This window comes from Sutterella sp. AM11-39, from assembly GCF_003472385.1.
Taxonomy (GTDB): domain Bacteria; phylum Pseudomonadota; class Gammaproteobacteria; order Burkholderiales; family Burkholderiaceae_F; genus Duodenibacillus; species Duodenibacillus intestinigallinarum.
Genome location: NZ_QRLV01000001.1, coordinates 286,568 through 300,204, shown reverse-complemented (window position 1 = coordinate 300,204; position 13,637 = coordinate 286,568). Strand labels below are relative to the sequence as shown.

At 52.8% G+C, this 13,637-nt stretch carries 10 protein-coding genes and 1 tRNA gene; 5 read left to right on the top strand and 6 right to left on the bottom strand.

What is annotated here, in order from left to right; genetic code table 11:
• Positions 1–80 precede the first annotated feature (80 nt).
• Complete coding sequence (locus DW133_RS01415; RefSeq protein WP_118274485.1) at positions 81–1,022, bottom strand: LysR family transcriptional regulator; 942 nt, start codon at positions 1,020–1,022, stop codon at positions 81–83.
• Positions 1,023–1,201: 179 nt separating this feature from the next.
• On the opposite strand from DW133_RS01415, the gene DW133_RS01410 reads away from it, so the two are divergent.
• Both DW133_RS01410 and DW133_RS01405 read left to right on the top strand, forming a co-directional pair.
• Positions 1,202–3,028: a flavocytochrome c gene (locus DW133_RS01410; RefSeq protein ID WP_118274483.1), complete on the top strand. Its 1,827-nt coding sequence runs from the start codon at positions 1,202–1,204 to the stop codon at positions 3,026–3,028.
• Positions 3,029–3,182: 154 nt separating this feature from the next.
• Positions 3,183–4,316, top strand: coding sequence for an HNH endonuclease domain-containing protein (locus tag DW133_RS01405; RefSeq protein WP_158571085.1), 1,134 nt, complete (start codon positions 3,183–3,185; stop codon positions 4,314–4,316).
• Between the two features lie 64 nt (positions 4,317–4,380).
• Here the strand turns inward: DW133_RS01405 and DW133_RS01400 are convergent, their stop codons facing one another.
• The gene (locus DW133_RS01400; RefSeq protein WP_118274479.1) at positions 4,381–5,769 is read right to left on the bottom strand and encodes a sodium:alanine symporter family protein; all 1,389 of its coding nucleotides are present in this window, start codon (positions 5,767–5,769) and stop codon (positions 4,381–4,383) included.
• A gap of 659 nt (positions 5,770–6,428) precedes the next feature.
• Here DW133_RS01400 and DW133_RS01395 point away from each other — a divergent pair.
• Positions 6,429–8,204: a ribonucleoside-diphosphate reductase subunit alpha gene (locus DW133_RS01395; protein WP_118274477.1), complete on the top strand. Its 1,776-nt coding sequence runs from the start codon at positions 6,429–6,431 to the stop codon at positions 8,202–8,204.
• A 3-nt stretch (positions 8,205–8,207) separates the two neighbouring features.
• Positions 8,208–9,191, top strand: coding sequence for a ribonucleotide-diphosphate reductase subunit beta (locus tag DW133_RS01390; RefSeq protein WP_118274475.1), 984 nt, complete (start codon positions 8,208–8,210; stop codon positions 9,189–9,191).
• A gap of 199 nt (positions 9,192–9,390) precedes the next feature.
• Here DW133_RS01390 and DW133_RS01385 read toward each other — a convergent pair whose 3' ends face one another.
• Both DW133_RS01385 and DW133_RS01380 read right to left on the bottom strand, forming a co-directional pair.
• Positions 9,391–11,388 carry a DUF2075 domain-containing protein gene (locus tag DW133_RS01385; RefSeq protein ID WP_118274473.1) on the bottom strand — a complete coding sequence of 666 codons (1,998 nt, stop codon included), beginning with the start codon at positions 11,386–11,388 and terminating at the stop codon, positions 9,391–9,393.
• The gene (locus DW133_RS01380) at positions 11,385–11,768 is read right to left on the bottom strand and encodes a nucleotide pyrophosphohydrolase (protein ID WP_199588770.1); all 384 of its coding nucleotides are present in this window, start codon (positions 11,766–11,768) and stop codon (positions 11,385–11,387) included. Before DW133_RS01380 ends, DW133_RS01385 begins: the two co-directional genes overlap by 4 nt.
• A 209-nt stretch (positions 11,769–11,977) precedes the next feature.
• On the opposite strand from DW133_RS01380, the gene DW133_RS01375 reads away from it, so the two are divergent.
• The gene (locus DW133_RS01375; protein ID WP_118274471.1) at positions 11,978–12,550 is read left to right on the top strand and encodes a surface-adhesin E family protein; all 573 of its coding nucleotides are present in this window, start codon (positions 11,978–11,980) and stop codon (positions 12,548–12,550) included.
• A gap of 552 nt (positions 12,551–13,102) precedes the next feature.
• Here the strand turns inward: DW133_RS01375 and DW133_RS01370 are convergent.
• Positions 13,103–13,178, bottom strand: a tRNA-Thr gene (locus DW133_RS01370).
• 27 nt (positions 13,179–13,205) lie between these two features.
• Positions 13,206–13,619 carry a ClpXP protease specificity-enhancing factor SspB gene (locus DW133_RS01365; RefSeq protein ID WP_118274469.1) on the bottom strand — a complete coding sequence of 138 codons (414 nt, stop codon included), beginning with the start codon at positions 13,617–13,619 and terminating at the stop codon, positions 13,206–13,208.
• Positions 13,620–13,637: the final 18 nt, after the last annotated feature.

Below are 13,637 nucleotides of genomic sequence, written 5' to 3'. Positions count from 1 at the left end.
TGATAACGAAGCTTGAAACGGTTGTTTTGGTAATGCGCCCGATTTTAGCCGAGCGAAACAGCGGTCAATTTTCAAAAAATTCAGTTTGATTGAGGGATTGTGAAATTGGTGCCGTTTCTCAGCGCTTCGACGAGCTCCGTGGCCCAACGAAGCCGCCGTTCCTTTTGCGCAGGGATCGCAATTCGAATGTGGCGCTGCGCCCAGGCGTTGGTGAGCTTTACCGCACGGGCGCGCGGGTGGGGCTGAGCTTCGAAAGCGACGCGGCTGGCAATGCCGATTCCAACACCTGCGGCGGCCATCTGAAAGAGGATTGGTTGATTGGAGACGCGAACCTTGGGAACGAGCTTGTGGCCGAGTTCTCTCGCTCTTTCGTCGACGAAACGCTGCATTTCGACGTGTTCGCTCAGGGAGACGAAGTTCTCGTTCAGACATTCGGCGAAATCCAATGCTTCACGGTGCGCCAACGGGGAATCGATGCTTACGATCACCACAAGATCGTCGCGGGCGTAGTCTATGAAAGTAACGCCCGGATAGTCGCCAACGAAGGCGCTCAGGCCGATGTCGGCTTTGTCTTCGGCAACGGCCTCGACCACGTCGCGTGAAGAACAGCGATGGTGAGAGATCGAAACGTCAGGATGTGCCTTCAAAAAACGCGCCAGCCCATCGGCCAGAAAGTTCATGGCAGCGCCGTAGTTAGAGACGATCCGAAGCGTGCCGGCCTCGCGACTCACGAAAGGCTCGAGATCGCGAAGCATGCCATCAATGTCGCGCTCAATGCGAAGAGCTCCCTGCCGCACGATTTCGCCGGCAGGCGTTACTGCCATACCCTGTGCCGATCGTGTGAAAAGAGGCACCCCCAAACTTGACTCGAGTCCTTTGATGCGGGCGCAGACGGTCGAGGGACTCAAATGCACTCGTGCAGTTCCTCGCGTGAGATTGCCTTCGTCGGCCACGGCGCGAAATGTTTTGAGATCAATTAAGGAAAAGTGCTGCATTGCGAAAGCAAAAAAGGTGCGATTCATTCGGAAATTCCGAACGTAACCTTTGAAAAAGACTGATGGATGAATTCTTTTCCTAAGCTTAACATGCCCGTAAGAAGTCCGAAATTATTAGCTCCCCAACTGATTTTGGACTTTGCCGAAAAAATTCGAGTTTCTGAGAGGGATTCGGATTTGCTAAACAATAAAGCAAGGAGAGAAAGATGAAATTCCAACGACTGACCATTTTGGCGAGTGCGGTTATTCTCGGCCTCGGTTTGTCGTCCGGCGCCTATGCGTTTTCAGCCGAAATGACGAAATCCTATTCGCAGGGAGACAAAGCCTCGTTCTTGGCGGGTGCCCACAACCAGAAGGGAATCTCTTGTCAGATGTGTCACACCACGGACAAGGTCAGTGATTCGGAAACGGAAATCAATAAGCAATGCGTGATGTGCCACGAGCCCAACGCATTGGTCAAGAAAACGGAAAAGCCGCATCAGCCCAATCCGCACAAGAGTCACTTGGGTGACGTTCAGTGCACGGCCTGCCATTCCGGTCATACGCCTTCCGTCGCGTACTGCACCAACTGTCATGATTTCCCGTCCATGAAGGATATGAAGTTCGGCAAGGGTGCCAAGCCGGCTTCTCAGTATGAAGATCTGACGAAGTACGACAACGCCAAGCCCGAACGGACGGAAACCACCGATATTCTGGTGGTCGGATCCGGTGCTGCAGGCTTTGTGGCAGCCTTTACGGCACAGGAAGCCGGTGTGAAGAACATCATCATGGTCGAAAAGATGGCGGTGCCGGGCGGCAACAGCCAGCTTGCAGCTGGCGGCATGAATGCGGCCGGCACTCCTTATCAGAAGGAAAAAGGCATAGAGGACAATGCCAAGCTGATGTTCGAAGACACGATGAAGGGCGGCAAGAACGTGAGCAACCCCGAGCTTGCCAAGATTCTGGCCGAACGTTCAGCTGATTCGATCAAGTGGCTTGCCGATCGCGGTGCTGTGCTCTCGCATGTCGGCCGTGGCGGCGGTGCCTCGGCAGCTCGTATGCACGGACCTGCGGGCGGCGTTTTCGTGGGACCGTATCTTTCCAAGTTCTTCCGCGATCACGCTAAGGAAACCAATCTTGATCTGCGCTTGAACTCCAAGATGGTCAAGCTTTATACCGACGACAAGGGCAATGTGACCGGTGCGCTCATCAAAGGCAAGCATTCGGGCCTGTATCGCATCAATGCCAAGGCTGTGGTTTTGGCTACGGGCGGCATCGGCGCCAATGCTAAGCTCGTTCAGTCGCTACGTCCGGACATCAGCGCGGATGTGAAGACGTCCAATCAGCCGGGCAGCCAGGGCGACGGCATGGTGCTCGCACAGAAGGTTGGCGCGGCTGTGGTCGATGCCAAGGAAATTCAGCTCAATCCGACATTGTTGGTCGGCAGCCCCGTGATTGTTTCCGAAACGGTGCGCGGAGCAGGTGCGGTGTTTGTGAACCGCGAAGGCAAGCGCTTTATCAGCGAACTCACCACGCGCGACGTGACGAGTGCTGCTGTGTCGAAGCAAACCGGTGGCACGGCTTTTGAAATCTTTGACGATAAGGTTCGTCAGAGTGTCAAGCAAACCGGTGCGGCTTTCGAACTGGGGCTTGCCAAGGAAGGCAAGACGCTGGCGGAACTTGCCAAGAACGCGGGCATCGATCCCAAGAACCTTGAAGCGACAATTGCTCAGTACAACAAGTACGCCGAAGCCGGCAAGGATCCCGACTTCAACCGTCCAGGTCTGAATGCCAAGCTCAAGGTCGACAAGGCTCCGTTCTACGCCATCGAAATCACGCCGGCTATCCACTACTACATGGGAGGCCTGAAGTTCAACGGCAAGACGCAGGTGATCAACACCTCCGGCAAGCCCATCGGCGGCTTGTATGCGGCCGGTGAAGTCACGGGTGGCGTGCACGGCAAGAACCGCCTTGGCGGCAACTCGATCAGTGAAACCATCACGTTCGGTCGCCTGGCCGGTGAAAACGCTGCTGCTCAGGTCCTTGGCAAATAATTTGTCTCCTCAGGCGGTTTTCCGGGAAGGCAACTTCTTCGGAAAACCGCAATCTCCTTGACGGGCAAGGTGTTGTGCTTTGCCCGTATTTTCGTGGTCCGGGATGAAGGTACAATGGTCCGAACGGTGTCTTCTACGTTTGTGGACCTCTCAAATGACTTTGTCAGTCGAAGACTTTCTGCTTTCGATTCAGAAGCTGATACTTGGCAACGATCTCAACACCACCTACAAGTTGGCATTGGTGCTGGCCGTCACGAACAAGGCAGGAGAAATTCCTTTTGTAAATCATCCTGATTCGGAAGTTTTTGAGATCAGCTATCGCGAGCTGGCGCTTGAGTTTTTGCGCATCTATTGGCCACAAGCCAAAGCCTATCCGCGAGCCGACAAGAGTTCTGTTAAAGACGCTGTGTTGCGACAAAGCTTCGGCGGCAGTAATGCGCTTGTCATTTCGCTGATTCAGGCTTTTCAGGAACGGTTGTGTCCGGCAGACGCGCAATGGCTGACATTTTTGCAGGCGCAGCGTTTTGAGAAGGATTTCGATCGGCTGGTCAAGGACTGTCAGACGCGAGTTCTGAAGAAAAATCCGTTGCAGTACATGCAAGGCTACGAGTTCCTGTTTGATAAGGACGATCGTACCAATCGGATTTATGTACGTCGAGAAGTCGCAGTTTTGCTGTGTCGGTTTCAGCCGATCGTTCAGGAACTGATCTTTTCGCGGTGGGAGAAGATGCTGCGCTCAATCCGGGCCAATTCCGGCGTGCTTGGCGAGACGCCGGAATCCACGCTGCGCGACTTTCTGTTCTATCCGCATCGCTCGGAAACGCTTGCGGCCATTCGAGACGTGTTGAGGGAATCGACGCCTGCGCAGACGTGCTTTTACTGCGGTCGCAAGTTGGATTCCGGTTGCGACGTTGACCACTTTTTGCCGTACTCGCGATTCGCGCATACAAGGACATTTAACTTTGTACTGGCTTGTCCGAAGTGCAATCGCAGCAAATCGGACCGTCTTGCTGCGCCCGAGCATTTATTCCATTGGATGGATCGCAACGAAACGTATGCCGAGGCAATCATCGAGTGCAGTCGCGAGAGACTCGAAGCCGGGGCGGTGCTGGTTTCTGAAATGGCCGCACAACAATACGATCGTGCTGTAAACCGCGAGCGTTTTTGGTTACGTGCGGTTGCCGACGAGGCTCCCGAGACGCAACTGCTACAGGGTGCGGAGATTGAGGCGGTCCTCAATCGTTTGCATGACCATGCCCGTGTGATGTGTCGGTTTGGATGTCCGTGAGCAGATGCAAAACGAGGCGCATTCGTGAAGAAAGCGCCTCGTACTGCCTGCAGCAAAACTCTCGTTAACTGTGAGAGATGTTTTGTTGTGTCTTCTCGTATTTGGCCAACTTGGCTTCAAAGTCATCAAGGCAGTTGCCGACAACCTTGTGCAGAGCAATCAATGCAATCAGGTTGGGAATGACCATCAGGCCGTTGAAGAGGTCGGCCAGTGCCCACACCAGATCAACCTTGAGCGTGGCGCCGACAATGATGAAGGCGCAGACAATCACGCGATAGGGAAGGAGCGCTTTTTCAGAGAAGAGGAAGCGCACGTTCTGTTCGGCAAAGAAGTACCAGCCGATGATCGTTGAATAGGCAAAGAAGAAGAGGCAGATAGCAACAAAACTTACGCCGAACGAACCCAGCCCCACGTTGTAAGCCTTCTGAGTGAGCGCAATGCCGGTGCTCTGGAAGTCGAGTACGCCGGTCACGAGAATCACGATGCCCGTGAAGGTAACAACGATCAGGGTGGCGAAAACGCCGAAGATGGCGACGAGCCCCTGTTCGGCCGGGTGCTCTACTTTGGCAACGGCGTGAGCGTGCGGTGTGGAACCCATACCGGCTTCGTTGGAGAACAAGCCGCGGGCAACGCCGAACTGCATGGCTTTGGCAACCGTCAGACCGAGTGCGCCGCCCATAACAGCCTGAGGATCAAATGCAGCCACAAAGATCAGACGGAACGCATTGCCAAGTTCTCCGGCGTGACAAGCAATGACGTAGGAGCCGCCGATGATGTAAATGGCGGCCATGAAGGGAACGATTTTCTCAGTCACAGACGCCAAACGGGCGACGCCGCCGAAGAAAACCGCACCGGCGAGAATGGCTGTCACAATACCGGTGATGACCAGCGGAACGCCGAAAGCCGTGTGCATGGCGTTGGAAATCGAATTGGATTGCACCATGTTGCCGATGCAACCCAGAGCAATGATGATGGCGATAGAGAAGAAGACGGCCATCGGACGCCATTTTTCACCCATACCCTTGGTGATGTAGTACGCAGGACCGCCGACCACGTGGCCGTTGGCGTCTTTGCCTTTGAAGGTCTGAGCCAGCACCGCTTCGGCAAAGATGGTGGCCATACCGAAGAAGGCGGCAACCCACAGCCAGAACAAGGCGCCGGGGCCGCCCGAGACGATAGCAGTGGCCGTACCCGCAACGTTGCCGGTACCCACTTGAGCAGCGATGGCGGTAGCCAAAGCTTGGAATGAGCTCATGCCCGTTTTATCGGCACGCTTGCCAAAAAGCGTGGCGCCGCCGAACAGTAAACGCGTGGCGAGGCCGAACTTGCGTACCTGCACAAAACGAAGCTTGATGCTGTAGAAGATGCCCGTGCCGCACAGCAAGGGAATCAGGCAGAAAACGCCCCAAAGGACACTATTGATCTCACTGACGAGATGATTAAGAAAGTCCATGACGACTTTGGCTCCGAGAGTTTGATTTTGTAGCGCTCAAACGACAATAAAGCGGTGACGGCTACTTATGCGCTCTGTCCTTGTTGTTTTTTTAGGCAGGAAAGAGACAGCCTAGAGTTTAGGTGCTTTATCTGCAGAGCAAATGAAAACTTGATGAAAGTTCGATGGAAAGCAAACTTTCTAGTGATCTGTTTTTAGGGAAAATGTTGTGGAACGTTGCGCGAAATCAGAACGTCGGTCCGGATTGCGACGAAACACTTTGCCGACAGCGTCACAAAGTTTCTTGTACTTGGCAGACAAAAATGACGGGAATAATCACCCCTCCCGTCACAAGCAGGAAAACCCGCATTCTACCTCCTTCTACTGCTGAACTTCTATTTCTCGGTAGAAAAAGAACGCTTTACGTGGCTTTCATTGCGCGAAAAGACGCAGACTGTCATTTTTGGCAGTCGAAAAAGGCAAAAAGTGTGTTTTGTTGTTTTGAGAGCGGGGACAATTTTTGCCGCTGTATCAACGGGTTGGCGCCGAGTCATCGGCAAAGACAACAGCATATTGTGTGATTGCGATCGAACATATCGCCATATAGTATTTTTCGGACATCTAAATCAGAGGCGCCGCGCATCAGCGGTTAGCTCTTTTTTCTTGCCGGGTAATCAGTTATGTCCGTTCAGATCGATTTATCGCGCGATGCGCTTTTTGACGAGTTGGGGCTGCAACGCTTGCGCGAAAGCTATATGCGAGAAGGGGAAACATCTCCGCAGGAGCGCTACGCCTTTGTGGCGGAAAGCTTTGCGAGCAATCCCGAACATGCGCAACGTATTTATGACTATGCGAGTCGCCATTGGCTGAGTTTTTCGACGCCTGTTTTGAGCTTCGGGCGTAACAAGCGCGGTCTGCCGGTCTCGTGCTTTCTGAGCTACATGCCCGATACGGCCGAAGGGCTGGTCAATACGCTTTCCGAAGTCAACTGGCTTTCGATGCTCGGCGGTGGCGTCGGCATTCACGTGGGCATTCGCAATGCTGACGACAAAAGCGTGGGTGTCATGCCTCATCTCAAGGTCTACGATGCGGCCTGTCTTGCGTATCGTCAAGGTTCGACGCGGCGCGGGTCCTACGCGGCCTTCCTGTCGATTGATCATCCTGACATCGTTCAGTTCATTGAGATGCGCAAACCCACGGGCGACCCCAATATGCGCGCACTCAATCTGCATCATGGCATCAATATTTCCGACGCCTTCATGGAGAAGATCGAAGCGAGTATGCGTGATGCCGACTATGACGATTCGTGGGAGCTCAAACACCCGGCCACCGGTAAAGTGGTTGAAACGGTGAGTGCCCGTGATCTCTGGCAGCGTATTTTGGAAATGCGCATGCACACCGGCGAACCGTACCTGGTCTTTACCGATACGGCCAACCGCGTGTTGCCCAAGTGGCTTGCCGATCAGGGGCTCAAGATCAACGGATCGAACCTTTGCACCGAAATATTCTTGCCCACGAACGAGGAGCGTACGGCCGTCTGCTGTCTTTCGTCCGTGAATCTGGAGTATTTCGATCAATGGAAGCACGTGCCTCAGTTCATCGAGGACGTGATGGAATTTCTCGACAACGTGCTTCAATACTTCATCGATCACGCTCCGGACACGATTGCGCGTGCGAGATTGAGCGCCATGCGCGAGCGTAGTGTGGGGCTCGGTGCCATGGGCTTCCATGCCTATCTGCAGAAAAACGGCATTGCCTTTGAGAGCGTTGTCGCAAAAGTGACCAACATGGCGATGTTTCGCCACATCCGAAACGAATGCGAGCGTGCCGACAAGGTTCTGTGTGAAAAGCGCGGAGCATGTCCCGATGCGGCCGCTGCCGGCGTCAGCCGTCGTTTCAGCCACTGGATGGCCGTGGCTCCTAACGCCTCGTCGTCGTTGATCACGGGCGGCACGAGCCCGTCAATCGAACCGATTCGAGCCAACGTTTTCCGGCAGGACACGATTTCCGGCGCGCATATCGTCAAGAATCGCTTCCTCAAACGCGTTTTGGCTGAACTCGGTCTCGATACAGACGAAGTCTGGAGTGATCTGATTGCCCACGACGGCAGCGTGCAACACCGCACGGATTTGCCGCAGCAGGTCAGAGACGTATTTAAGACGGCTCAGGAAATCGATCAGCGCTGGATCATTGAACTGGCAGCTGATCGCCAGCCCTATATTGACCAGGGCCAGAGCGTCAATCTCTTCTTTGCGCCCGACGTGCCGATCGGTTATCTGCACGCCTGCCACTTTATGGCTTGGAAGAAGGGGCTGAAGTCTCTTTACTACTGCCGCAGCGACAAGCTGAGAAAAGCCGACAAGGTCGGCCAGGTTGCCGTCCGTCGGCGTCTTGAGGACGAAATTGATATGCGGGCTGTGGCCGACGACACCGGCTGCCTTGCTTGTGAAGGATAAGAAATGCAGAAAAGCGCACTGAAACTCGCGGGCAACCGCAATTACTTCAAGCCCTTTGCCTACCCGTGGGCCTACGATGCGTTCGTTCAAAGCGAACAAATGCACTGGCTTTGGACGGAAGTGCCGATGATGGAAGACGTCAAGGACTTCCAGCTCAGGCTCACGGATTCCGAACGCGATTTTTTGACGAAGATCCTGCGGTTTTTCACGCAGGGTGACATCGACGTGTCGGGAGCCTACGTCACGACTTATCTGCCCCAGTTTCCTCAACCGGAAATCCGCATGATGCTCTCGAGCTTTGCCGGCCGAGAAGCGGTGCATATCGCGGCATACTCGCATTTGATCGAGACGCTGGGCCTGCCCGAGACCGTCTACAACGAGTTTCTGCAGTACGAGGCGATGGCCAAAAAGCACGAGTTTTTTAACGAGTGCCTGTCGGAAAACGAGCTTGCCGCCCAGATTGCCGCTTTTTCGGCCTTCACCGAAGGGATGCAGCTGTTTTCGAGCTTCGTGATGTTGCTCAACTTCCCGCGCAACGGACTACTCAAGGGCATGGGGCAGATCATTGCCTGGTCGATTGCTGACGAGACGCTGCACACCGAATCCATGACGATGCTCTTTCGTGAGTACATCAAGCAGAATCCGCAGCTCTGGAACGATGAACTCAAGGCACGCATCTACTCGATCGCCGAAACGATGGTTGACCTGGAAGATCGTTTCATTGAACTCGCCTTCGGCGTAAGCGACATGAAGCGCATTACCAAGCAGGAAGTCAAGGATTACATCCGCTACATTGCCGATCGGCGCCTGATGGGACTCGGCTTGAAGCCGATCTTTAAGTCGGAGAAAAATCCTCTCAACTGGGTCGACGCGATGCTAGGCGTGACGCACACCAACTTCTTTGAAAACCGCGTGGTTGACTACGCCAAAGGGGCGCTCACCGGCTCCTGGGGCGATGTATGGGGTGCCGCAGGGGCGAAGGAATAAAAGCTTTTTGACTGGGAAGAAACAAGGAACTGATTACTTCTGACGGCAGATATGTTGGTTTTCTCAACGTCTGCCGTTTTCCTTTCTTTCCGTTTGGTGAACTAACGGAAAGAAATGAGAGCAACAAGGCAAAACCGGTTCTCCTCTGTAGGTGAAGCTGAGCCAGTGAGCAACTACCGAGTCTTCTGTCGTTAGCCTGTCAATTGCCGGTCAAATTGACTGTTTTGGCAAGCTCTGCTTTGAGATATTTAGCAAGGTTCTTGTCACAGCAGTAGACGCGAGCCCCATGAACGCCGCGAGAAAGGAGCACTCGGTAACAACGGCAGATGTACTTGAGAAGATTCTTGGAGCGTTCGGCCTTGTTTTTGCCGAGACCATTTTTGCCGCCTTTGTCGTGGTAGTTATCAATGTCGGCAAACAGCATCTTCTTATCGGGGTCGTAACGCAGATCTTTTCCGATGAAAACGCCAACCCAGTCAAATTCCAAACCTTGACTGGTGTGTACGCACCCGACTTCGTTTCTTAGCATTGTGGCCGGGTCTATAGCCCATTTGTAACTGGATTTCCGATTGTTCCACGGCAATTTGACGGACCCCAAATCCACGTCGGGTACTTCACCGAGATTGTTGCCTTCTTTTGTCCAGGGCCAAGCATACCCAGCCAGAAGACGAGCTCCCGAGATAATGCTGCGGCCGGGCACAGGATTGTGCACCCCTGCAGAACGGTTTTTTTCGTTAACGAAATCAATGACTTCTTCCGGCGTATCAACGATGTCAAAATCGAATGCAGTTTTGTCCCAACCATGGGCATTTCCAGTGCTTTGAGCGTCTGCAAGACCGAGTACAACCGCAAGCCAATTAAGGAAACCCTCGGAACCCTGGCAGCGGAATTGGGCGGCAAGGTCTACCTGTTCGACCGGAACGTTGTACTTGTCTGCTGCTTGCCGAATTGAGTCTACGGAACCGATGTCGTACGGACGCAGAGCCTGGTTATCATCAACGAAGAAAACCGAGACGCTGGCGGCTTTGACGATGTCCTCAATTTGGTTTTTGCCTCGGTACATGTTCTGATGAGAATGCAAACGATGCGCTTCGTCGCAGATCAGACAGTGGTATGGACTTTCATTGGCGAAATCGCTGTTAAATTCAGGCATATAAAAGCTCATGCTTCCGCAAAAGAGGTGTTGGGCCAAGTCTTTGCGTCGTTTCCGTTCCTGTTTGTCCTGATGGCTTCCTGCCAGCATGGAGATCATGGCTTGGCGAAATGATGAAGTTGGCGAAACGAAGCGTACATTACGGCGCTTGTCGTTTTCCCGGAACTTTCGAAGGATGTCGACCAGCAAGGTCATGGCGACAACGCTTTTACCTGTTCCCGGACCGCCTGTGATGATGACACACCGTTTCCGGTTTAACGGTGTCTCACGAACGGCACGCATAGCGGTTTCATAGGCATTCTTTTGTTCGTCAATGAGTGTGAAAGCCTGTTTTTTGTTCTCATCAAACATGATGCCGACGGCATCTACGAGACGTTTGCTGGGAACCACTTGACCGCTTGCAAGCAGTTCCATGATCAGGTCGCCGTCGCCACGGCCAACGTGCTGAGAAATAAAGCTTCCGAGCTTGTCGCGATCGTCTCGACCAAATAGCGGAGCGCTTTCGACGAGCTCTCGATTGGGCTCGGCAGCGAGCGGATCATTGTCTGGTCCCTTGTATTTGTAGTTGTGCAAATACGCGCATGCGAAGGCATGCAGGTGATTTTTTGATACGGTATCAAGCATGTTTTCGAGAAAAACTTTGTATGACCATGCTTGATAACAGGGATGGTTGGTCTCTTCAATGTGATGCCCGGCCACGTTGGCCATCACGATTCCTGATTTTCCGGAAACGGCCTCGGCCGTGGACCACTGCTTTAGCTCGATGATGACGAAGTTCGCTGAGCCATGAACATCGTGTCCTGTGATGATGAAGTCCACACGTCTGCTGGTGGATGGCAGACGGTATTCGATTAGAACGCCGCAGTCTCGAGGGAGGTTGGCCATCATCAGCATGCTTTGCATGAATTGCAGGGAATTGGCCCAGGCTCGATATTGAGCGCTGTTTCGGGGTGCATCAGAGCTGTCTAGTCCCATGAGAAGATCCGGGATCGCTGGACTGTTCTGGTAAAAGTGGTCCAGGCTGTTCCGATAGACGATGGTCATGACGAACGGGCGATTTGCTTGAGTTTGTTGTATTTGGCGGAATTTCCGTAACTTTCTTGGACTGGGTACTTAGCGGCGTTGACTTGAATCTTTTCTCTTACCGCAGTATCAATGTCCACTCCTAAGCGATCGGCCAGGAGTAATGCATAGATGACTACGTCGCTCAATTCTTCTTTCATGGCGGCAGTTTTGCCTGCTACTTCCGTATCTTTTCCGGACCACTGAAAACACTCAAGCAGTTCGGCGGCCTCTAGGCTGAGAGAGATTGCCAAATCCTTTGGGTTGTGAAACTGCTTCCAGTTTCTCTCGTCGCGAAACTCAAGGATGCGCTGAAGTGTATCGGCACTGATGACCGGTTTGGGGGAAAGTTGTTCTGTCATGAATACGTCTCTTGCGATACGGCTTGTGATAAGGGAATCCTGCACCATAATGTTTTTTTTGACCGAAACTCAATTGTATTGCTCGCTGATGCAATCGCTGAAGTCTGTGCACGATAGGCCAATTTGAGTGACAGTTTGAAGACTTTTGCCTGGCGAGGAACAAAGGGGACTAAATTGTCTCGAGGAATGTTTCACCCGATGAGCCTGTTATGAAGAAATTAATTGTCTTTGCTTCTTTGATAGCCGTTGCTGGCTGGGCTTGTGCGTTTACCGGTACCGTCAATGTCGGAGGTCATGTCCTCACGGCGGAGTGGTCTAAATCTCGTGCAGACGGAAAGCTGCTTGAAGGATACAGATCAACCGGTGTGTGGACGGGGAAAGATCAAACTTGGCTCTGCCTAAATTGCGTGGATTTTTCCAAGGTCTACCCGGCTGATCCGGTCGAGAGCGGAAAAGCTGTCGGGGAGGACCAAGTTGCCTACTTTTTTGTTCAATTGGATAAGCGCAATGCGGCTGTAATTTGGAGCTACATGGTTGCCCCAAAGGGTAAGTGGCTGGTGAAATTGCCGAAGAAAGAAGAATCTGTGGCATCTCGTATGGAAGCCATTGAAGTTGACTGCCAGTCACGACGAATTCGGACTGTTGAGTCCTCTCTGTACAACGACTACCTTGATCGTCGACGGACAGTGCTCACGTCTAAAGATTTGGGTGAGTGGCGAAAGGTTGCACCCAGGACCTTGGGCGATAATTTCGTTGAGCTTCGTTGCAACAATCCTTCTTAAAGTGAAGGTCCATCTCTTTAACGGGCACGAGGTTGTGCGCTGGGTGAACAATTTTTAGACGCAAGTAAATGTCAAGGGACGGTGAGTATTAAGCATTCGGAAACCTGCTGTGAGGTAAAACTGACACAAATGGTTGATGCTCGAGTTCTGGGGCCACGTCGTGGTGACACGGAGGTAGAAGGGGCGTCAATCGGGAAGCTTCCTGTTGATCCGAGTACTGTAACCACATCACTCTCGGCTTCTGGGGTGCTTTCTACGTGTTCAGGCATAATCGATCACGAGAGGATCAGATGCGTTTCCATCGATAACTCCCGCAAAAATGACGAAGCTCAGTGTTGGCGCACTAGGCTTTTGTCGTTGTTGAACCTTCATTCTGCTCAAAAGAGCTTCACTCAGGAACCAGGATTTCGGTTTTTGCTGAAAATTTTTTTCTAAGCCAAGAACAACCCAATTTGCTTGCAGGGATTTGCAAGAGACCTTCGCTACCCTCCCTATAATTTTTGCGGCAGAAAGTAAAAAACCTCCAGCAGCATCCTGCTGGAGGTTGAGATTTGGTGCCCCAAGACTGACTCGAACAGACGACCTACCGCTTACAAGGCGGTTGCTCTACCAACTGAGCTATTGAGGCAAGAAGAGCGCATTATACAGATGAAGGTCAGACTTTCGTAAAGACGGGGAAGTCCGTAGGTTCATCTTTTTTGACTTTCTTTTCAGGCGTCGGCGTCACAGGGAAGTAGGTCACCAGATTGGTGTCTTCCTTCGGATAAACGGCGGCCACTCGATTGAGCGGGATGTAGATGTTGCTGATGCTTTCGCCGAAGCGAGCCTGGAAGGAGACGGCCTCATCGTCAATCACGAAATTGTTCACGGCTTCTTCGGAAATGCAGAAAACCATGGTGTTGTCGGGATTGGCCAGATGGCGCGGCACGTCGCACGCATCATCGACTTCGACGAGCATGTAGGGCGTCTGTCCGCGGTTTTCACACCAATTGACAATGGCCTCAATCAAGTGTGGGCGGAAATCCGGACACTGCAGAGGCATGACGACCGTTTTGTTGTTCAGAGCCATGAGAGTCTCCTTGACGGA

Excerpts from the sequence above, each read along its gene's own strand:
- DW133_RS01415 (WP_118274485.1), bottom strand. The coding sequence starts at position 1,022 with ATGAATCGCACCTTTTTTGCTTTCGCAATGCAGCACTTTTCCTTAATT.
- DW133_RS01410 (WP_118274483.1), top strand. The coding sequence starts at position 1,202 with ATGAAATTCCAACGACTGACCATTTTGGCGAGTGCGGTTATTCTCGGC.
- DW133_RS01405 (WP_158571085.1), top strand. The coding sequence starts at position 3,183 with ATGACTTTGTCAGTCGAAGACTTTCTGCTTTCGATTCAGAAGCTGATA.
- DW133_RS01400 (WP_118274479.1), bottom strand. The coding sequence starts at position 5,769 with ATGGACTTTCTTAATCATCTCGTCAGTGAGATCAATAGTGTCCTTTGG.
- DW133_RS01395 (WP_118274477.1), top strand. The coding sequence starts at position 6,429 with ATGTCCGTTCAGATCGATTTATCGCGCGATGCGCTTTTTGACGAGTTG.
- DW133_RS01390 (WP_118274475.1), top strand. The coding sequence starts at position 8,208 with ATGCAGAAAAGCGCACTGAAACTCGCGGGCAACCGCAATTACTTCAAG.
- DW133_RS01385 (WP_118274473.1), bottom strand. The coding sequence starts at position 11,388 with ATGACCATCGTCTATCGGAACAGCCTGGACCACTTTTACCAGAACAGT.
- DW133_RS01380 (WP_199588770.1), bottom strand. The coding sequence starts at position 11,768 with ATGACAGAACAACTTTCCCCCAAACCGGTCATCAGTGCCGATACACTT.
- DW133_RS01375 (WP_118274471.1), top strand. The coding sequence starts at position 11,978 with ATGAAGAAATTAATTGTCTTTGCTTCTTTGATAGCCGTTGCTGGCTGG.
- DW133_RS01365 (WP_118274469.1), bottom strand. The coding sequence starts at position 13,619 with ATGGCTCTGAACAACAAAACGGTCGTCATGCCTCTGCAGTGTCCGGAT.